General features: G+C 44.6%; 21 protein-coding genes, 7 tRNA genes and 1 pseudogene. 24 read left to right on the top strand and 5 right to left on the bottom strand.

What is annotated here, in order from left to right:
* Window positions 1-125 precede the first annotated feature (125 nt).
* The 12 genes from alr (at window position 126) to ACH97_RS07015 (ending at window position 9,239) form a co-directional block, all read left to right on the top strand.
* The gene (gene alr / locus ACH97_RS07070; RefSeq protein ID WP_048349920.1) at window positions 126-1,295 is read left to right on the top strand and encodes an alanine racemase; all 1,170 of its coding nucleotides are present in this window, start codon (window positions 126-128) and stop codon (window positions 1,293-1,295) included.
* 111 nt (window positions 1,296-1,406) lie between these two features.
* A complete protein-coding gene (locus tag ACH97_RS07065) occupies window positions 1,407-1,688 on the top strand; it encodes a CopG family ribbon-helix-helix protein (RefSeq protein ID WP_006638778.1) in 282 nt (93 codons plus the stop codon).
* 4 nt (window positions 1,689-1,692) lie between these two features.
* Window positions 1,693-2,043, top strand: a complete 351-nt coding sequence (gene ndoA, locus ACH97_RS07060; RefSeq protein WP_003179128.1) for a type II toxin-antitoxin system endoribonuclease NdoA — start codon at window positions 1,693-1,695, stop codon at window positions 2,041-2,043.
* 117 nt (window positions 2,044-2,160) lie between these two features.
* Complete coding sequence (locus ACH97_RS07055) at window positions 2,161-2,988, top strand: RsbT co-antagonist protein RsbRA (protein ID WP_023857863.1); 828 nt, start codon at window positions 2,161-2,163, stop codon at window positions 2,986-2,988.
* Between the two features lie 3 nt (window positions 2,989-2,991).
* Window positions 2,992-3,357, top strand: a complete 366-nt coding sequence (locus ACH97_RS07050; protein WP_031305225.1) for an STAS domain-containing protein — start codon at window positions 2,992-2,994, stop codon at window positions 3,355-3,357.
* Between the two features lie 2 nt (window positions 3,358-3,359).
* Entirely contained in the window at window positions 3,360-3,761 is a 402-nt protein-coding gene (locus tag ACH97_RS07045; protein WP_023857861.1) for an anti-sigma regulatory factor, read from the top strand.
* A gap of 10 nt (window positions 3,762-3,771) precedes the next feature.
* On the top strand, window positions 3,772-4,779 hold the full coding sequence (locus ACH97_RS07040) for a PP2C family protein-serine/threonine phosphatase (protein ID WP_048349921.1): 1,008 nt from the start codon (window positions 3,772-3,774) through the stop codon (window positions 4,777-4,779).
* Window positions 4,780-4,837: 58 nt separating this feature from the next.
* The gene (locus tag ACH97_RS07035; protein ID WP_020450262.1) at window positions 4,838-5,164 is read left to right on the top strand and encodes an anti-sigma factor antagonist; all 327 of its coding nucleotides are present in this window, start codon (window positions 4,838-4,840) and stop codon (window positions 5,162-5,164) included.
* Window positions 5,164-5,646 (top strand): anti-sigma B factor RsbW, encoded by a 483-nt coding sequence (rsbW, locus tag ACH97_RS07030; protein WP_020450263.1) that lies wholly within the window; start codon window positions 5,164-5,166, stop codon window positions 5,644-5,646. The genes ACH97_RS07035 and rsbW overlap by 1 nt, the downstream gene beginning before the upstream one ends.
* Complete coding sequence (gene sigB / locus ACH97_RS07025) at window positions 5,612-6,403, top strand: RNA polymerase sigma factor SigB (RefSeq protein ID WP_023857858.1); 792 nt, start codon at window positions 5,612-5,614, stop codon at window positions 6,401-6,403. Before rsbW ends, sigB begins: the two co-directional genes overlap by 35 nt.
* Complete coding sequence (locus tag ACH97_RS07020) at window positions 6,400-6,999, top strand: PP2C family serine/threonine-protein phosphatase (protein WP_035337155.1); 600 nt, start codon at window positions 6,400-6,402, stop codon at window positions 6,997-6,999. Before sigB ends, ACH97_RS07020 begins: the two co-directional genes overlap by 4 nt.
* A 77-nt stretch (window positions 7,000-7,076) precedes the next feature.
* A complete protein-coding gene (locus ACH97_RS07015; RefSeq protein ID WP_057957826.1) occupies window positions 7,077-9,239 on the top strand; it encodes a Tex family protein in 2,163 nt (720 codons plus the stop codon).
* Between the two features lie 41 nt (window positions 9,240-9,280).
* Here the strand turns inward: ACH97_RS07015 and ACH97_RS07010 are convergent, their stop codons facing one another.
* The gene (locus ACH97_RS07010; RefSeq protein WP_048349922.1) at window positions 9,281-9,838 is read right to left on the bottom strand and encodes a TetR/AcrR family transcriptional regulator; all 558 of its coding nucleotides are present in this window, start codon (window positions 9,836-9,838) and stop codon (window positions 9,281-9,283) included.
* 153 nt (window positions 9,839-9,991) lie between these two features.
* Here ACH97_RS07010 and ACH97_RS07005 point away from each other — a divergent pair, with 153 nt between their 5' ends.
* Both ACH97_RS07005 and ACH97_RS07000 read left to right on the top strand, forming a co-directional pair.
* Window positions 9,992-10,615: a GNAT family N-acetyltransferase gene (locus ACH97_RS07005; protein WP_048349923.1), complete on the top strand. Its 624-nt coding sequence runs from the start codon at window positions 9,992-9,994 to the stop codon at window positions 10,613-10,615.
* 139 nt (window positions 10,616-10,754) lie between these two features.
* Entirely contained in the window at window positions 10,755-13,874 is a 3,120-nt protein-coding gene (locus ACH97_RS07000; protein WP_020450269.1) for an MMPL family transporter, read from the top strand.
* Window positions 13,875-14,040: 166 nt separating this feature from the next.
* On the opposite strand, the gene cmpA is transcribed toward ACH97_RS07000, so the two are convergent.
* On the bottom strand, window positions 14,041-14,151 hold the full coding sequence (gene cmpA / locus ACH97_RS23395; protein WP_023857852.1) for a cortex morphogenetic protein CmpA: 111 nt from the start codon (window positions 14,149-14,151) through the stop codon (window positions 14,041-14,043).
* 111 nt (window positions 14,152-14,262) lie between these two features.
* Between cmpA and ACH97_RS06995 the strand changes: the two genes are divergently transcribed.
* From ACH97_RS06995 to ACH97_RS23995, 10 genes and pseudogenes are all read left to right on the top strand, one after another.
* Complete coding sequence (locus tag ACH97_RS06995) at window positions 14,263-14,724, top strand: SprT family protein (RefSeq protein WP_020450271.1); 462 nt, start codon at window positions 14,263-14,265, stop codon at window positions 14,722-14,724.
* 116 nt (window positions 14,725-14,840) lie between these two features.
* Window positions 14,841-14,915 (top strand) — tRNA-Asn (locus ACH97_RS06990).
* A 2-nt stretch (window positions 14,916-14,917) separates the two neighbouring features.
* A tRNA-Ser gene (locus tag ACH97_RS06985) sits at window positions 14,918-15,008 on the top strand.
* A 28-nt stretch (window positions 15,009-15,036) separates the two neighbouring features.
* A tRNA-Glu gene (locus tag ACH97_RS06980) sits at window positions 15,037-15,108 on the top strand.
* 12 nt (window positions 15,109-15,120) lie between these two features.
* Window positions 15,121-15,195 (top strand) — tRNA-Gln (locus ACH97_RS06975).
* Between the two features lie 8 nt (window positions 15,196-15,203).
* Window positions 15,204-15,279: transfer RNA gene (locus tag ACH97_RS06970), tRNA-Lys, on the top strand.
* A gap of 12 nt (window positions 15,280-15,291) precedes the next feature.
* A tRNA-Leu gene (locus ACH97_RS06965) sits at window positions 15,292-15,374 on the top strand.
* A gap of 20 nt (window positions 15,375-15,394) precedes the next feature.
* A tRNA-Leu gene (locus ACH97_RS06960) sits at window positions 15,395-15,477 on the top strand.
* Window positions 15,478-15,945: 468 nt separating this feature from the next.
* Window positions 15,946-16,587, top strand: coding sequence for a glycoside hydrolase family 11 protein (locus tag ACH97_RS06955; RefSeq protein WP_020450272.1), 642 nt, complete (start codon window positions 15,946-15,948; stop codon window positions 16,585-16,587).
* 776 nt (window positions 16,588-17,363) lie between these two features.
* Window positions 17,364-17,444 (top strand): annotated as a pseudogene (locus ACH97_RS23995) (hypothetical protein); the annotation flags it as partial.
* Between the two features lie 237 nt (window positions 17,445-17,681).
* Here ACH97_RS23995 and ACH97_RS06950 read toward each other — a convergent pair.
* From ACH97_RS06950 to desA, 3 genes are all read right to left on the bottom strand, one after another.
* The gene (locus ACH97_RS06950) at window positions 17,682-18,032 is read right to left on the bottom strand and encodes a hypothetical protein (protein ID WP_020450274.1); all 351 of its coding nucleotides are present in this window, start codon (window positions 18,030-18,032) and stop codon (window positions 17,682-17,684) included.
* Window positions 18,022-18,267 carry a helix-turn-helix transcriptional regulator gene (locus tag ACH97_RS06945; RefSeq protein ID WP_041817157.1) on the bottom strand — a complete coding sequence of 82 codons (246 nt, stop codon included), beginning with the start codon at window positions 18,265-18,267 and terminating at the stop codon, window positions 18,022-18,024. Before ACH97_RS06945 ends, ACH97_RS06950 begins: the two co-directional genes overlap by 11 nt.
* Before the next feature lie 619 nt (window positions 18,268-18,886).
* Entirely contained in the window at window positions 18,887-19,915 is a 1,029-nt protein-coding gene (gene desA / locus ACH97_RS06940; RefSeq protein WP_048349924.1) for a Delta(5) desaturase DesA, read from the bottom strand.
* Between the last annotated feature and the right edge of the window lie 241 nt (window positions 19,916-20,156).

The raw sequence follows: 20,156 nt of genomic DNA, 5'->3' as shown, positions 1-20,156 counted from the left end.
AATGTATAGCGTGCCAGCAATTTTTCTCTTGTTCTGGGCAGTTGTTCCCGTACAAAATTTCCCTTTCTCCGAACTTTTTAGTATGATGGGAAGGACGATTGAAACAAGGAACAGGAAGTGTCATGATGAGCTTAAAACCATTCTATAGAAAGACATGGGCCGAAATCGATTTAACGGCTTTAAAAGAAAACGTGCGCAATATGAAGCGGCACATCGGCGAGCATGTCCACTTGATGGCCGTCGTTAAAGCGAATGCCTACGGACACGGGGATGCACAGGTAGCGAAGGCGGCTCTTGCAGAAGGGGCGTCCATTCTTGCTGTGGCTTTACTGGATGAAGCGCTTTCGCTGAGAGCGCAGGGGATTGAAGAACCGATTCTTGTCCTAGGCGCAGTGCCGCCCGAATATGCCGGCATTGCCGCGGAAAAGCGCATTACCGTGACGGGCTACTCAGCCGGCTGGCTGAAAGACGTGCTCGGTTTTCTCGGTGAGACCGAAGCTTCTCTTGAATATCATTTGAAGATCGACACGGGCATGGGCCGCCTTGGCTGCAAAACGGAAGAAGAGATCAAAGAAATGATGGAGATGACCGAATCGAGCGATAAACTCAATTGTACGGGCGTGTTCACTCATTTCGCGACGGCGGACGAAAAGGACACCGATTATTTCGACATGCAGCTTGACCGCTTTAAAGAATTGATCAGCCCTCTCCCGCTTGACCGTTTAATGGTGCATTCGTCAAACAGCGCCGCGGGTCTGCGCTTCAGGGAACAGCTCTTTAATGCCGTCCGCTTCGGCATCGGCATGTACGGTTTGGCGCCGTCAACCGAAATAAAAGACGAGCTGCCGTTTCGTCTGCGGGAAGTGTTTTCGCTTCATACCGAACTCACCCATGTGAAAAAAATTAAAAAAGGCGAGAGCGTCAGCTACGGGGCGACATATACGGCCAAACGCGACGAATGGATCGGGACAGTTCCCGTCGGGTATGCTGATGGATGGCTGAGGCGCCTTGCCGGGACGGAAGTGCTGATCGACGGAAAACGCCAAAAAATAGCAGGGAGAATCTGCATGGACCAGTTCATGATTTCCCTCGCCGAAGAATACCCTGTCGGCACAAAGGTTACCTTGATCGGGAAGCAAAAAGACGAATGGATTTCAGTCGACGAAATCGCCCAACATTTGCAGACGATCAATTATGAAATTACCTGTATGATAAGTTCAAGGGTGCCCCGTATGTTTTTGGAAAATGGGAGTATAATGGAAATAAGGAATCCGATCTTGCCTGATCAATCCTGAAAATTGATGAATTAGCGGAAAAACAACTTTGCTTGCGAAAAGAATAATGATATCATTATGGATGGAATGGATAGAGTGTTGTATCCGTAAGTTTGGTGGAGGTGTATGTTTTTGTCTGAATCCAGCGCAACAACTGAAATATTGATTCGCTTGCCAGAAGCTTTAGTATCAGAACTGGATGGTGTCGTCATGCAAGATAACGGGAGCAGAAATGAACTGATTTACCAAGCCACAAAAATGTATTTGCGCGAGCGCAAAAATCGACAAATTCGGGAATCGATGAGACGCGGTTATATGGAGATGGCCAAGATTAATTTGAACATCTCTTCTGAGGCTCAATTTGCAGAGTATGAGGCTGAAAACACAGTAGAGCGCTTAGTAAGCGGAGGATAATCATTTGATTGTTAAACGCGGCGATGTTTATTTTGCTGACCTATCTCCTGTTGTTGGCTCAGAACAAGGCGGGGTGCGCCCGGTTTTAGTGATTCAAAACAACATCGGCAATCGCTTCAGCCCAACTGCTATTGTTGCAGCCATAACAGCCCAAATACAGAAAGCAAAATTACCTACCCACGTCGAAATTGATGCGAAACGCTACGGTTTTGAAAGAGATTCCGTTATATTGCTCGAACAAATTCGGACGATTGACAAGCAAAGATTAACGGACAAAATCACCCATCTCGATGATGAAATGATGGAAAAGGTCAACGAAGCCTTACAAATCAGTTTGGCACTCATTGATTTTTAATATTGATGAAAGTTGCTCGAGGCGAAAGAGCAACTTTTTTTGTGTTCAAAAATAACAAACGATATAATGGAACTGTTAGTCCAAAAAATGTTATCAGATGTAGTTAGGGGGATGAACATGTCGAATCAAGCAGTGTTAAAATTTATCTCGGAGAACCAAAATGTACTCGCCGTGAATTTGGCGGATATTCTGAAAGACCTAAACAGCAACATGACAAACGTGAAGCTGACTGAACACATGTATGAGACGATCAGCAATGAATACATTCATATCCTTATGAATGAGTCCGGGGACGGGAATGAAAAATCGATCGACACCATCTACCAGTTTTCTTCAAAAGCCGTACAGCTCGGCGTTCCGCTGAAGCTTCTGTCGTCGGGATTATCAGCTTTTTGGAAGCACCTGTACTATGAAATGAACAAGGACGTCCCGGAAGATCAGCAATGCTATGATCTGATATGGGAAATCGATAAATTTATCGAACCGATCAACAGCGAAATCTTGAATCAGTATGCGATCTCCTGGGAGAAAACCGTCGCTCTTCAAAAGGTCGCATTACAGGAGCTCTCGGCGCCGCTGATCCCGGTTTTTGAAAATATTACGGTGATGCCTCTCGTCGGCACGATCGACACGGAGCGGGCCAAAAAGATTATGGAAAACCTGTTGAGCGGCGTCGTCAAACACCGGTCCGAAGTCGTCCTCATTGACATTACGGGCGTGCCTGTCGTCGATACGATGGTCGCACACCACATCATGCAGGCTTCCGAAGCTGTCAGACTGGTCGGCGCAAAATGCCTGCTCGTTGGAATCCGCCCGGAAATCGCGCAGACGATTGTGAATTTGGGAATCGATTTAACTCAGGTTATTACAAAAAATACCCTGCAAAAAGGAATTCAAACCGCATTAGAAATGACAGACCGAAAAATTGTTTCATTGGAGGAATAAGTTTTGAGGATACCTAACATTCCAATTTTGAAGCTATATAACTGTTTATTGGTATCCATTCAAGTGGAGCTCGATGACCAAACCGCTCTGAAATTTCAAGAGGACCTGCTGAACAAAATATATGAAACCGGTTCGAACGGAGTGGTGATCGATCTGACTTCGGTGGACATCATCGATTCATTCATCGCCAAAGTACTTGGCGATGTTATTACAATGTCAAAACTGATGGGCGCCAAAGTCGTTCTGACTGGCATCCAGCCGGCTGTTGCGGTGACATTGATTGAACTCGGCATTTCTTTGGACGAGATCGAGACGGCGCTCGATCTCGAAAAGGGGCTCGAGACATTGCAGCGGGAATTGGGGGAATAAATATGGCAGACCAATCCTGTGTGAAGATTTTGACAGAATGGGACATAGTGGCCGCCAGACAGCTCGGGCGAAATGTCGCCAAAGAACTGGGGTTCGGCACAGTGGACCAGGCCAGAATCACAACAGCCATCTCAGAGCTGGCGCGTAATATTTATTTGTATGCCGGAAAAGGCCGAATCTGCATCGAACAGGTTCAGGAAGAAGGTAAAAAGGGGTTGAAAGTCATAGCGGAGGATGAGGGGCCGGGAATCGCTGACATCAAAAAAGTGATGGAAGACGGTTTTTCAACCTCAGGCGGCCTCGGAGCGGGCCTGCCGGGGGTAAAGCGTCTGATGGACCAATTTGAATTGCATTCGGACGCGGAAAATGGAACGGATATACAAGCCATAAAGTGGCTGCGGTAGGAGGGAAGGAATGGATTTCAGGGAAGTGATTGAGCAGCGCTATCGACAGCTGCTTAGCCGTTATATATCTGAATTAACAGAGACATCCCTTTATCAGGGGCAGAAATTCAGCAGAAAAACGATTGAACATCAAGTGCCGCCGGAAGAGATTATCAGCATACACCGAAAAGTTCTGTCTGAATTATATCCGGATCTTCCGGACTATGTGTTCCATTCTCTCGATTTTTTAATTGAAGTGATGATTGGATACGGTTTGGCCTATCAAGAACATCAGACATTAAGAGGAATTCAGCAGGAAATTAAATCGGAAATCGAAATTGCCGCAAATGTCCAGCAAACGCTGCTCGAGACGAAGATCCCGAAAGTTGAAGCGCTTGAAATCGGAGCGGTCAGTGTTCCGGCTAAGCAAATGAGCGGTGATTATTATCATTTTGTACGGGACAAGGAATCGATTAACATCGCCATTGCAGATGTGATCGGAAAAGGAATACCGGCCGCGTTATGCATGTCGATGATCAAATATGCGATGGACTCTCTGCCGGATTCGGGCACGTCTCCTTCACAGGTGCTGAAAAACCTGAACAGGGTCGTCGAACAAAATGTGGACCCTAGCATGTTTATTACAATGTTTTATGGCAATTATCATCTCCAAAAACACCTATTTACGTTTTCATCTGCCGGTCATGAACCTGGCTTTTATTATTCTTGCAGGGAAAATAAATTTTACGATTTAAACGCAAAAGGCCTCGTTCTTGGCATTTCATCACAATACGACTATGAGCAGTACGAGCAAAAACTGGATATTGGCGATATGATCGTTCTTTTTTCAGATGGTGTAACCGAATGCCGGACAGACAGCGGATTTTTGGAGCGGTCTGACTTGCAGAACCTGATCACTGTACATATGGAGAAACCGGCTCAGCAAATGGTTGACTGTATATACGAACATCTGCTCAAGCTTCAGGATTTTCAGCTTCATGACGATTTTACTCTCATTGTTTTCAAAAGAAAGGTTTAAAGTTTCTCTTCGCTGGGTAATAAACCAGTAGCTCATTAAGAGAACCAGAGGTGATATTGTGAATTTGGCAGTTGATACGAAAAAAAATGATCATGTGATAGAAGTAAAAGTGGCGGGCGAAATTGATGTGCATACGGCCCCGGCATTGCGGGATGAGCTGATGCCGCTCGCGGAAGAAGGAAAAGATCTCAAAGTTTCTCTGAAAGACGTTTCATATATGGACAGTACAGGGCTGGGTGTATTTGTCGGCATTTACAAAGCGGTAAACAGAACTGGGGGTTCTTTAGTGCTTGAAAATCTGTCAGAGCGTTTGATCCGTTTGTTTGATATTACAGGCTTAAAGGACATCATTGATATTTCTGGAAAGTCAGAGGGTGGATTATAATGAAGAGAGCAGCTGATTACATTGAAATGAAGTCACCTGCCAAACCTGAATACGTAGGAATCATTCGTTTAACCCTGTCGGGGATTGCAAGCAAGATGGGGTATTCTTATGATGACATCGAAGATTTGAAAATTGCGGTCAGCGAAGCGTGCACAAACGCTGTGCAGCATGCTTATAAAGCAGACAAAACTGGAGAGGTCTCCGTCAGATTCGGCGTGTTTGAAGACCGCCTCGAAATCATCGTCGCAGATCAGGGAGACAGTTTTGACATTCACGATAAACAGAAAGGGCTGGGGCCATATTCCCCTGAACATACGGTAGATCAATTGTCAGAAGGAGGGCTCGGTTTATATTTAATGGAGACGCTCATGGATGAAGTGCGTGTCCAGATTGACTCAGGCGTAACCGTCTCGATGACAAAGTTCTTAAACAGGGAGCGAGTTGATGATGGCACAACCGTCCAAAACTACGAAACTAACTAAAACCGAAGTCGACACGCTGATCAAAAAATATCAGGATAGCCAGGATGAAGACGCTCAGCTGACCCTTGTTCAAACATATAAAAATCTGGTGGAAACACTCGCCAAAAAATACTCAAAAGGAAAAAGCTTTCATGAAGATTTATGCCAGGTTGGGATGCTCGGATTGCTTGGAGCCATCAAACGCTATGATCCCGATGTGGGAAAATCGTTTGAAGCGTTTGCGATTCCGACCATTATCGGAGAAATCAAACGGTTTCTCCGTGATAAAACCTGGAGCGTCCACGTTCCGAGAAGGATCAAGGAGCTCGGGCCGAGAATTAAAATGGCGGTGGATCATTTAACGAATGAAACGCAAAGGTCCCCAAAAGTCGATGAGATTGCCGAGTTTCTTGACGTCACAGAAGAAGAAGTGCTGGAAACAATGGAGATGGGCAAAAGCTATCAGGCGCTTTCCGTCGACCACAGCATTGAAGCGGATGCAGACGGCAGCACGGTGACGATCCTCGACATCGTCGGCTCGCAGGAGGAAGGCTATGAAAAGGTGAACCAAAAGCTGATGCTTGAAAGCGTATTGCACGTACTGTCCGACCGCGAAAAGCAAATCATTGAGCTGACTTACATTCAAAACAAAAGCCAAAAAGAAACCGGTGACATGCTGGGCATATCGCAAATGCACGTCTCACGTCTGCAGCGCAAAGCTGTCAAAAAGCTGCGGGAAGCGTTGGCTGAAGATCCGTTTATGGAGCTTAAACCATGATTTGGACTGAGTCGAATGAACATATGCAAGCGCTTGTTTATCAGCTTCCTAAAGAAGGAAAAGCCGTCTGCGGAGACAGTTTTTATTTCCATGCGACTGACGAAACTATGGTGTGCGCGCTGGCCGACGGGCTTGGCAGCGGTGCGATGGCACAAGAATCCTCCGCGGTTATCAGCGAAGTTGTCGAAGAGCACGGTCATGAAGAAGTCGCAAGCTTGATGGAACGGTGCAATCAAGAGCTGAAACATAAGCGCGGCGCAACTGTGGCGATTTTAAAAGCCGATTTTCGAACAAGAACGATTGCTTACAGCTCTGTAGGCAATATCCGCTTTATCTTGTACGCTCCTTCGGACAAATATATCCACCCTCTCCCTGTGACGGGATACATGTCGGGAAAGCCGCAAACATACAAAACATTCACCTACACGTATGAAAAAGGGTCAAGATTCATCATGTATTCAGACGGATTGGAAGTACCCGCTCTCCGGTCTTATTTAAAACAGCACCACACACCTGGAGATATATCGAATCAGCTAGAATCATACACACTAATGGGAAAAGACGATCTCACCTATATCATCGGACAGCTTTTTTAAAGAAGCTGCCCTTTGATATAGGTGTTTTTCTGTTTGTTTTGGTACACTAAGAAGACAACATTCTTTTGGAGGCTACAATGGATACTTTAGCGTTAATCGTCAAACAAATCGCAAAAGAAACAGAGCTTGCGTCAAAGCATGTCGAGAGTGTCATTCAATTGTTAGAGGACGGAAACACCGTTCCCTTTATCGCGAGATACCGCAAAGAACAAACGGGCTCCATGGATGAAGTCCAAATTCAAACAATCTCCGAACGCTGGGGATACATCCAGCATTTAAATCAGCGGAAAGACGAAGTCATTCGGCTGATCGACGAACAGGGTAAGCTGACCGGACAGCTGAAGCTCGATATCGAAAAAGCGGACAAGCTCCAGGAAGTTGAAGACTTATACAGACCATTTAAACAAAAACGAAAAACGAAGGCGACGATCGCCAAAAGCAAAGGCCTTGAACCTTTGGCTGATTTCATCATCGCGCTCCCGCGCAACGAAGACGTAATAGCCGAAGCACGCAAGTACATAAATGAAGAAAAGGAAGTCATGAGCGCCGAAGAAGCGCTTGAAGGAGCAAAAAACATACTGGCTGAACGGATCTCAGACGAACCGGAATACAGAAAGTGGATCCGGCAGGAGACTTTTAAAAGAGGAACGCTGAAATCCGCGGTGAAAGACGCCGAAGCCGATGAGAAGAAAATCTATGAAATGTATTATGAATATGAAGAGCCGATTCAAAAAATCGTTCCTCATCGCGTGCTTGCGGTTAACCGCGGCGAAAAAGAGGAGATTTTGAGAGTGTCGGTCGAGCCGCCGGCAGACCGCATTCAAGCTTACTTGGAAAAACGAATTTTACAACACAAGCAAACAAGTGCTCAAGATGTGCTGAAAAGCGCAATCGAAGACGGCTATAAGCGCCTCATTCAGCCGTCCATCGAAAGAGAAATCAGAAAAGAATTGACGGAAAAGGCGGAAGATCAAGCGATTCACATTTTTGCCGAGAATCTGCGCAAGCTGCTGCTGCAGCCGCCGATGAAAGGGAAGCTCGTTCTCGGCGTCGATCCGGCATTCCGCACGGGCTGCAAGCTTGCAGTTGTCGATGAGACGGGAAAGATGCTCAAGATCGATGTCATATATCCGCACCCTCCCGTCAATAAAAAAAGCGCGGCCATTGAAAAAGTGAAACGCATCATCGAAGATTTTCAAATTGAGGTCATCGCCATCGGGAACGGAACGGCATCAAGAGAGACGGAACAATTTATCGCCGATCTTTTGAAGGACATCGACAGAAAGGTGTACTATCTGATTGTCAATGAAGCGGGAGCCAGCGTCTACTCGGCATCAGAGCTTGCGAGGGAAGAATTCCCGGATCTGCATGTTGAAGAACGGAGCGCCGTGTCGATCGCACGCAGACTCCAGGACCCGCTCGCCGAACTCGTCAAAATCGATCCCAAGTCGGTCGGTGTCGGCCAGTACCAGCACGATGTCAGCCAGAAAAAACTAAACGACTCGCTCCGCTTCGTGGTGGAAACCGTCGTCAACCAAGTCGGCGTCAACGTGAATACGGCGTCAGCCGCGCTCTTGCAATATGTAGCCGGACTATCGAAAACAGTCGCGGCCAACATCGTCAAAAAGCGGGATGAAATCGGAAAATTCACGAGCCGGAAAGAGCTGAAAGACATTCCGCGCCTGGGCACGAAAACGTATGAGCAATGCATCGGCTTTTTAAGGGTGCCTGACGGCGGTGAACCGCTCGACCGCACAGGCATCCACCCTGAGAGCTATAAAGAGACGAGAGAGCTTCTGAAAAAGCTCGGCCTGTCAACAGCCGAAATCGGGGCAAGAGAGCTTCAGGACAAAATCAACGAACTGAATATTTCCAAAGCAGCTGAACAGCTTGGAATCGGGGAAATCACCCTGAAAGACATTTGCGCCCAGCTGACAAGGCCAGAGCGCGATCCGAGGGATGAAGTCCCTAAGCCGCTCTTAAAAACCGATGTGCTTCAATTGGAGGACTTAAAAGAAGGGATGGAACTGCAGGGGACAGTGCGGAACGTCGTTGACTTCGGGGCATTTGTCGACATCGGCGTGAAACAGGACGGGCTCGTCCACATTTCCAAGCTCAGCCATTCCTTCGTCAAGCATCCGCTTGACGTGGTGTCGGTCGGGGACATCGTTACCGTATGGGTGGAAGATGTCGATGCTGCAAAAGGAAGGGTATCCTTATCAATGGTGAGGGATCGATAGTTCAGCTTGTCGGAGCTTTGTTTCTCCGGCGGGCTGATCTTTTATACTCCGATTTTTAACAGAATGCGGTGGATGACGCCAGCCACATGAGACGGCGTCTGAACCATCCCTTCATTGATCCATTCCTCCAAAACGCCGACCACTCCCGAGACGACAAATGATATTTCCATTTCATCGCATGTAACCTCGTTTTCCGATTGCTCTATCATGCTCAATTCTTCGAAAATTTTCCTCTGGAAAAAGTCTTTAAATTTATTGATTGTCAAAATGTTTCCTTTCGGTTTCGTCAATAAAGTGAAAATCGCAGCGTTTTGATAAATATATTCGGTCGTTTTTTCGATGAAGGTGAGCAAATTGTGCGGATCTTCGCTCGGAAAATAATCATCGTAAAATCTCCCCAGCTGATCAAACAATTCATTTTCTATTTGTTCATACAAGTCAAAAATATCTTTATAATGAAGATAAAAGGTTCCGCGTCCTAAATCCGCGCGCCTCGATAAATCAGAAACGGTGATCTTATTGATTTCTTTCTCATGGAGCAGCTTTAAAAAAGCCTCTTTTATCGCTCTTTTCGTCTTGATTGATCTTCTGTCCTCCATCGTTTTGCCCTCCGTTTATAGACAAATTTTTATGTGTTGTTCATTAATGAACAGCTCAATCACGATTGCCGATTGAACATCGCTTTTGCTTCAAATTATAATGAACATGTGTTTATTAATCAATAGCTGTTCATATTATCGAGGAGGTTTTCAATGATTCAATATCGTCTGGCTTCAGCTGATCATTTGGACGAGGTGGCACAACTGATTCATGAGTCTTTTGACAACTATCCGTTTATGGATTTGCTTGTAAGACCCGAAAAGAAAAACCCCGAATTCTTTTATGAACTGCATAAAGTCATCACTCAGGCATATATAAATAGGCAGGGGTGCTTTATCGGTGTTGTGAATGGTGAAATCGTCACCGCGGCCCTCTTAAAACATCGGGATGATCCAGACGTTGGGGTGATGGATTATATATCAGCCGGAGGAATAAAGTTATTCATAAAAGGGGGCCTTTCCTCGGTATGGAATATGGTGAATGTGGCGGAAGAGGCCAAAAGATCGTACAAGGCCATCAAACAGCAGAAATGGTATTTGGAGGTGTTGGGGGTCTCCCGCTCCCATCAGGGCAAAAGTTTCGGCAGCAAGATGATCAATGACTGCCTGATCCCTTTCATACGAAGAAACGGAGGCGGAATCCTGGCTTTAATCACCAACACGAATTTAAATCGATCGTTTTACAAAAAGAACGGATTCGATGAATTTAGTGCATTTCCCCTTAAGCGATTCGGCCGTGAAATAGGAAATTGGAGTTTTAAAAGAACGATTTACTAATGTATTAGAAAGCCGATATAAAAAGTACGACGGCTTTCTTGTTGATCAGCAAAACACGAATGTTTTGTTGACGGCAGCAATCAGCCGTCTTTTTTTTATGAAAAACCCGCACAGCTCATAGAGGAGGAATAAAACGTCAATGAGAACGATTATAAAGGCGAGATGGATCATTGCGGCGCTCTGGATTGCAATGGCCGCCGTCTTATTCATCACGGCGCCCGATATGGGGCAATTAACAAAGGAGAAGGGCCAGATAGCGGTCCCTGAAGGCTATCCGTCTTCTTACGCGAACAAGCTTCTCGAACAAATGTCAAAAGACGGTGATACGGACAAATCGGTTGTCGTCGTATTTCAGGACAAACAGCTCCTGCCGAATCGGGAGGCGGCTTTAAAAAAAGCGATCACCATTTTAGAAAAGGATTCCTCCCTTCACGTCTCAGATATCACATCTTACTTTGACGCGGATGAGGATATTCAAAAGCAGCTGTTGTCAAAGGATCGAACGACGCTGCTTGTACCTGTCACATTTGATGCGAACAAAATCAGTGCGGCCGATTTTAAAGCAAAAGTAAATGAAAAGCTTAAAACTTTAAAGCTTGACTACGAGATGACCGGGCAGCCGCTCATCGATGATGATGTTATAACAAGCTCACAGGAAGGCTTGAAGAAGACCGAATATATTACGGTCGGTTTTATTTTAATCGTATTGATTCTCGTCTTCCGTTCTGGGGTTGCGCCTTTTGTTCCACTTTTGGCGGTTGCGCTTTCCTACCTTGTGAGCCAGTCCGTCGTCGCCTATCTTGTCGAATACGCTGATTTTCCGCTGTCCACGTTTACGCAAATCTTCATGGTGGCGATCATGTTCGGAATCGGGACGGATTACTGCATTCTTCTTTTGAGCCGTTTTAAGGAAGAGCTTGCCCGCGGGAAAGACAAGATTGAAGCTATCCTGACAACGTATAAAACGGCGGGAAAAACCGTTCTATTCAGCGGATTCGCCGTTTTGATCGGTTTTACTTGCATCGGCTTTGCCGAATTCCAGCTTTACAAGTCTGCGGTCGCAGTAGCGGTTGGTGTCGCGGTCTTGATTTTGGCGCTTTTGACGATCGTGCCGTTTTTCATGGCTGTTTTGGGAAAAGTGCTGTTTTGGCCCGTCAGAGGAAATATCGGGCATCCGCAGTCAAAGCTATGGGAAACCGCCGGCCGTTTCGCTTTCAGTAAGCCGCTGATCAGCCTGTTGATCGTAGCGGCCGTGGCCGTTCCGCCGATCTTGATGTATAAAGGAACACTTTCCTACAACAGCCTTGACGAAATCGGAGATCAATACGAATCCGTCAGCGCTTTTAACACCATCTCCGACAAGTTCGGGCCCGGGGAATCTTTGCCGGTCACGGTCGTGCTCAAAACATCGGATGCGCTCGATACCAATGACGGGCTGATCGCGATTGAAAAAATCAGCCGCGCCATTGAACAGACAAACGGCGTCAGCAAAGTCCGCAGTGCGACCCGTCCGGTCGGAAAAGGGCTGAGCGACCTGTACGTCAAAACACAGGCGAATGAGCTGAATAAAGGGCTTGAGAGCGGTAATAAAGGCCTGAAAAAGATCAAAGACGGGCTCGCCGAGGCGAGCAAGTCGATCGCAGATCAAAAGCCGCAAATCGAAGCGTCCGGAAAAGGAATCAACCAGCTGATCAAAGGAACCGAATCGATTAAAGCCGGCATCAGCGACGTTGAAGCCAATATGAGAAAGCTGAAGGACGGTACAGACCAAAGCAAAGAAGGCGTCGCCCGGGCGAAAAAAGAAATTCAAGCTGCGAAAAAACAGCTGACGGCGCAGGTCGATCAATTAAATGGACAAATCGAAAGCTACAAAGAAATATCGAAAGTCTTGAAAGCGGCATTGTCACAAGCAGAAAGTGCCCAAGGTATAACGGCTGACGTGCAAAAGATGATCGAGCAGACAAATCAACATTTCAAAAATCTTGAAAGCGAAATTCCCGAAGTGAAGGAGAATCCTTCTTATTTAGCGATCAAAGGCTCTTACACGGAGCTTGCATCGGCAATCAAGCAGGGATCACAGAAAGCGGCCGTTTACACGAAGCAGGCGGCAAACGCGAAAAAGCAGCTTGAAGCAGCAGATGCATTTATCGCAAAAGCGCAGGAAGAGCAAAAAGTATACACAAGCAAAATCGATGCTCTGATCAACGGCCTCGGCCAAATCGAAAAAGGACTTGAAGAGACATCAAAGGGGCAGGGACAGCTCGCCGATTCGCTGCCTAAGCTCGAATCAGGCGCAGGTGATGTCGCTGAAGGCCAAAAGCAGATGAAGGAAAAAGTCGGAGAATTCGCCGGCCAGCTCGATCAATTAACAAAAGGTTTGAATTCAAGCGTGGACGGCCTCGAAAAAATTTCAAGCGGTCTGATGGGGGCAGGCGACTACCTGGATCAGCTGAAAAACGCATCAGATCAAGAAATGTCCGGCTGGTTTGTCCCTAAAGAAGTCCTGAAAAACAAGCAATTTCAGCAGGTGTTTAATTCCTATATGTCAGACGACCGCCATATCACGACGATCGATGTGATATTGGAAGACAATCCGTACGGAAACGGAGCGATTGCCAATGTCAAAGACATTGAAGCGTCCGTAAAACGGGCTCTTCCCGACACGCATTTGAAAGATGCATCGTTTGGCGTCGGCGGCGTTTCCAGCATCAACGCCGATCTGAAGCAGCTGTCAGACCAGGATTTCAGCAACACGGTGATCTATATGATGATCGGTATCTTCCTGATCCTCGTCCTGCTGTTCCGTTCTATTGTCATGCCGGTGTATTTGGTCGGATCGTTGATCTTGACGTACTTTGCGTCCATCGGTGTAACCGAGTTTATTTTCACGGCGTTTTTCAGCTATCCCGGCCTCAACTGGGCGGTGCCTTTCTTTGGATTCGTGATTTTAATGGCGCTTGGTGTGGACTATTCGATCTTCCTGATGGAACGCTTTAACGAATATCGCGGAACGGATATTAAAACGGCGATGACGGAATCGATGAAAAATATGGGGTCCGTTATTATATCAGCCGCTGTGATCTTGGCGGGAACCTTCGCGGCGATGCTGCCGTCCGGCGTTTTATCGCTTCTGCAAATCGCCACCCTAATATTGACGGGTCTCTTGCTGTACGCATTCGTAATGCTGCCGCTGTTCGTCCCTGTGATGGTTCGGATCTTCGGCTCAGCCAACTGGTTTCCGTTTAAAAGAAAAGAATAAACGGCTCGTCCATCCGCAGAAGAATCATTCGCCCATGCTCCCCGAAATCGGGCGGTCAGCTCCATTTGGGGAGTAACGGGCGCCATTGTGTGAGATGATAAAAGGACCGGTGAAGATGATGAGGAAACAGAAGAATGACCATTCGGGCTCCGATGAACACTGTCTATCAGCAGTGTTTTTTTCTGTAAAAATACCAGCACTGATTCAGCAATTTAATTTGGTAATGATCTTTTTCATAAAAAGCTCTCTGCATCTGGCTTTTGAGCCAATTCGGCATTGCTCATCCCTCCTCAGGCTCTTATCATAAGAGTATGGGTGTTGTGTATTAGTTTATGCCGCCCGGAATTTGTCCTGTTCAATGTTTTTAAAAATGAGGTGGACCGAAGCAATGGACGAACAACAACTGCAGCAGCTGACAGAACAGCTTTCGCTCACATACTTTAAAAAACCGTTCCGGCACCGCGCTTATTTCAACAGCCGCCTGAAAACGACCGGAGGCAGGTATTTGCTGAATTCCCACAATATCGAACTGAATAAAAAATACCTGACAGAGCACGGGCAAAATGAGCTTGAAGGCATCATCAAGCATGAATTGTGCCATTACCACCTTCATCTTGAAGGAAAAGGCTACAAGCACCGCGACAAAGATTTTAGAACGCTATTAAAGGAAGTCGGTGCGCCGCGATTCTGCACGCCGCTCGCAGGAGAGAAAAAGCCGCAAAGAAAAGTACGCACATACAAGTGCGACGCATGCGGACAAACGTTTCTCCGAAAGCAGAAAATGGATACAAACCGTTACGTCTGCGGCAAATGCGGAGGGAAAATAAAAGAAATCATAAAAAAGGGTTGACTGATCAGGCTTGTCTATGATAAATTATAAAAGCCGTCGCAAGACGAGCCACAAAGACAAATTGTTCTTCTTGACACATTTTGTCGACATATTTATAATAAAATGAGTCTGATCATTCCACAGTAGCTCAGTGGTAGAGCTATCGGCTGTTAACCGATCGGTCGCAGGTTCGAATCCTGCCTGTGGAGCCAATGGAGAAGTACTCAAGTGGCTGAAGAGGCGCCCCTGCTAAGGGTGTAGGTCGCGTAAGCGGCGCGAGGGTTCAAATCCCTCCTTCTCCGCCATTAGGAAAATATGATGCTGACTTCATATGGCCCGTTGGTCAAGTGGTTAAGACACCGCCCTTTCACGGCGGTAACACGGGTTCGAATCCCGTACGGGTCATTTCTCATATGTTGGGCTATAGCCAAGCGGTAAGGCAACGGACTTTGACTCCGTCATGCGTTGGTTCGAATCCAGCTAGCCCAGCCATTATATTTGAGCCATTAGCTCAGTTGGTAGAGCATCTGACTTTTAATCAGAGGGTCGAAGGTTCGAGTCCTTCATGGCTCACCATTGTTTTTTTACGCGGGTGTGGCGGAATTGGCAGACGCGCTAGACTTAGGATCTAGTGTCTTTACGGCGTGGGGGTTCGAGTCCCTTCACCCGCACTTTAAAAACAACATATCATGCGGTCGTGGCGGAATGGCAGACGCGCTAGGTTGAGGGCCTAGTGGGGGCAACCCCGTGGAGGTTCAAGTCCTCTCGGCCGCATCATAGGAATACCAAGGGTTTAAGCGCCCTTGGTATTTTTTGTTTCTTCAATGAAAATGTGTTTTTGTGTCCAAAAGTGTCCACTAACTTAAAGTAAGTCATATAATTTATCAGCCATTTCCTTTTGTTTGTTGGGGAAAAGGTGTCCGTAACTTCACAATCTCTAATGTATATCTCCTTCATACGAAATGGTTTGAATGGGGATTAATTTACTCCATCAGATTTAGAAACAAGAATTGTGATTCTGCGAAAAGAGGATAAGGCTATGGTGTTACAAGAACACTTATAATGTAATTTTTTAGGTCTTTGTAATTAATTTACAGATATTATTAATATTCACTCATGAATTCGTGATATTATATTGAAGGGGACGATCAAAAGCTTTGGCGTTAGTAATAAATAATGTTTTAAATATATACGAGTGCTACCTCATGTCAAAGTCAGAAAAAATATTATGGGAGGTAACATATGTTTAAGTTTAAAAAGAATTTCTTAGTTGGAGTAACGGCAGCTTTAATGAGTATTAGCTTGTTTTCGGCAACCGCCTCTGCAGCTAGCCCAGACTACTGGCAAAATTGGACTGATGGCGGCGGAACAGTAAACGCTGTCAATGGGCCTGGAGGGAATTACAGTGTTAATTGGTCTAATACCGGAAATTTCGTTGTTGGTAAAGGTTGGACTACAGGTTCGCCATCTAGGACAATAAACTATAATGCCGGAGTTTGGGCGCCGAATGGCAATGGATATTTGGCTTTATATGGTTGGACGAGATCACCTCTCATAGAATATTATGTAGTGGATTCATGGGGTACTTATAGACCTACTGGAACGTATAAAGGTACTGTAAAAAGTGATGGCGGCACATATGACATATATACAACTACACGTTATAATGCACCTTCCATTGATGGCGAAAAAACTACTTTCACGCAGTACTGGAGTGTTCGCCAGACGAAGAGACCAACTGGAAGCAACGCTAAAATCACTTTCAGCAATCATGTTAGAGCATGGAAGAGTCATGGAATGAATCTGGGTAGTATTTGGTCTTATCAAGTCTTAGCGACAGAGGGATATCAAAGTAGTGGAAGTTCTAACGTAACAGTGTGGTAACAGATCATCTTTAATCAGGGGTAGCGGCTGTTGATCGTTCCTTGAGACATTTTATAATCATTGTTAATGTGAGTGACTAAGAGGCGACGGTCTTTTAGTTGGGATTCCAATGTATTCCTCGGAGTGGGGAAAACGATTGTTTAGGCCTTGATAGGAAAACACTGGATTAAAGGGAAAGCAAGGTTAAAGAATTTGAACCAGTATAAATTTTAAAGCAGGCATATGCCTGCTTTATTTTAATGCGCTATTAATGATTTTTGCATGTATTCCATCTGATTTGTACCCTGCAAGTATTTCCTCAGTTGCTTCATTCGTAAAGTGAGGAATTCCTTTTATATCGGCTAATTTTTCTCTAAAATCTTCGCAGCCGAAGAGCAAAATAACTCCAAGATAGCGGTCGAAGTTCGAATTAACGAAAAAAAAGACAATAGTGATTATTAGTGAAATCGAATCTTGGAAGAACTATTATAAAAAATCGTTGGATTGAATACTCTTTTTTTGTCATCAATCTCATGGATAGACCATGTTAAAAAAGCAAAAATGACCACTTTGGTAAGCTCTACGGAATTCGTTTGAAAAGCTTACTCCTTAAAAAACAATGAAATTTTATGTAATAGGTGTTAAGAGATCCAATGAAAACAAGCTTTCATAAATCGTGATCAGCTTCCACTTTATATTGAGTGGCTAGTGGGGGCAACCCGCCGAGGTTCAAGTTCTCTCGGCTGCATACCAGAGATACCAAGGGTTTGACGCCCTTGGTGTTTTAGTATGTCTACTCCCCACGAGTCGAACAATTTAGGGCTGTAATTGAAAAGTACGCCCGTGAGGAAGTTGTTTTTGACCAAGTAAATATTATCGACCGATTTCACCACGCTAACCATCTTTTTCGCCATCCAATATCGTGTAATGCACCACTGAATATCATAAGTTGCACCACAGCTTATAAAAAAGCCGCCAATCATCATTCAGCAGGTTGGCGGCTTTTTAACATAGGAATTCAGCACTCTCTGGCTTAAGGGGGGATTATCATCAGTCTGTAAGGAGGTATTGTCTAATCCTCCGCTCATGGCTGAGTTTCACTCCCCTGTTTTTCCTTATGAAAAATCCTTTTTATATTGGACCGATAGGTAAATCCCAGCAGCTAAAAATGCCAGCGCATATTTGTACAAGAAAAAGATGGTCCACATATCATCTTTAGGAAAAATCATGTCACATAGAATAATGACCCACAGCATATAGGAACTACTTTTCAAATAGATTTTATTTGTCCGTTCGTCGTCTTTTCCAAGCTTTTTATAAAATACATAGACCAAAATCCCGCTACCATAAACCAGTAAAAAACCAACAATGATGAGAATATTCCAATTTCCCGGAGATTGTTCAGCCCAGGACCTTAAAGGGGAAAAAATTGCGTTATGGATACCTGAGAAAAACTTACTTATCATTTTGATCATTTCCTTTCACATAAGTAAAAATTTCGTTTACATCAACATTAAAAAATTCAGCAATTCGAAAAGCCAACAGCAGAGTCGGAACATAATTTCCTTTTTCCATTACGAAAATGGTTTGTTTGGAAACCCCGACTTTCTCCGCTAATTCTTGCTGAGACAATCTGGCAAGTACACGATATTCATAAACCTTATTTGATATCGAATCACCAAAATCTTTCTTCACGACCATCACCTCTTGAATCAAATTATAAACTCACTTTTTACAAAAGTAAAGTAAACTTATACAAAAGTATAAAATGATTTTATTTTTGATTAGATTACTTTGATATAACAAGAGCCAAATTGCAGAAAGAACCTGACGAAATTCTTGTTCCGTCAGGTTCACATATCAACCTCGTGCAATTTATGGTTTATGATGGTGCATTTTATGATATTAAGTGGGGCAAAAAACGGTAAGAATGGTGCAGTCCGGTGATAATATTCACTAGAAAATCAACTTTGGTAAGCTTTACTGAAAATCTTACTCCATAATTAATAAAAAACAATCAAATTTTGTGTAATCGATTAAATAGATGCAATGAAAATAAGCTTTCATAAACCATGATAAGCTTTCACTTTATTGAGGGCCAACCCCGTGGGAGGTTCAGGTCTCTCGGTTGAACACCAATTAATACCAAACTTTTAATTACCTTTGGTATTATTTTTTTTCGGAAAATCGGCAAAAAATGTACAGCATTGTCCAAGTCTGCAAGTATATTTGACACTAAAGCTGACCTCTGCACAAAACCTTGTGCGAGTCTGCACTTTTATTCTGCAAGATACACTGCCGGTTATCATCGATTAGTTGTTTAATCCGTTCTTAGGTGTACTGATATTTGGTTTTTAGAAGCTTTTTTTAAGTGGCTAAAACCAACAAATTTTTTGCTTTCTTCATCCCACAGGCGGAACTTTAATGACTTAAGACTTGTTGCCAGTGTAATGGTCGGAACGTTTTGCAATGGTTTAATGTTGTTATGCACTTCTTCAAGCTTATAGTTTGGGACTCTCGGGCTTAAATGATGAACATGATGGAAACCGATATTGCCTGTTAGCCATTGCATGACTTTTGGAAGCTTATAAAAAGAGCTTCCTTCAACTGCTGCTTTTACATATTCCCAATGCTCATCTTCTTCAAAATAAGAATCCTCAAACGTATGCTGAATATAAAACATCCAAATTCCGAGAGATCCCGATATCATAAAAATTGGCGCCTGAACCAGCAGGAAGTTTTCCCAGCCAATAGCCCAGCATAAAAGTGCTGTCAAAGCGACGATTCCCAGGTTCGTTACATACGTATTCATCCGTTCTTTGCGTTTTGCCCCTTTACGATTAAAACGATTGGTAATCCCGAAGACGTAAATCGGCCCAATCATAAACATAACAAACGGATTTCTGTACAAACGGTACATTATTTTTGTCTTAGTTGAGGCTTCCTTATATTCTTCAACGGTCAGTACCCAAATATCGCCTGTACCGCGTTTGTCCAAGTTGCTGCTTGTCGCATGGTGGACAGAATGGTCGCGTCCCCAGTGATCAAAAGGATGCAAAGTCAGAATTCCTGTAATTGTTCCAAGGATTCGATTCGCCATTTTGTTTTTAAAAAAGGAATAGTGGCAGCAATCATGAAAGATGATGAAGGTTCTCACTAAAAAACCTGCCGCAACGATAGAAATCGCTAATGTGAGGAAATAAGAAATCGACAAGCTCTTATATGCCAAACACCATAACAGGAAAAATGGTACCAATGTGTTAATGATTTGAGAAATACTTTTTTGTAAATCGGAGTTTTCATAAGGTGTAACCAGTTTTCTCAAAGTCTTTAGGTTTTGGTCATTCATTTTTTAAAGTTTCCCCTTCCCTGATGAGTTTCTAAGTGTACGTTTTATTGCCTTTGAAGTCCCAGTGTCATACATCATATAAGTATCGTTCTTAGCCCTCTTTATTGGAAACTCGAAACTGATTTGCAGAGTTGGCCGGGATACAAAAGGCGTATGAAAATTATACCCGGCTCTTTATCGGGCAAAACTCTCTCCCTGCTTCCCTATGGGAATTGTTCTTTTTAGACCGTGAACATTGATT

Source organism: Bacillus paralicheniformis (assembly GCF_001042485.2).
GTDB classification, from domain to species: domain Bacteria; phylum Bacillota; class Bacilli; order Bacillales; family Bacillaceae; genus Bacillus; species Bacillus paralicheniformis.
The sequence above is the reverse complement of the archived record's forward strand: the minus strand, read 5'-3'. Positions and strand labels throughout refer to the sequence as shown.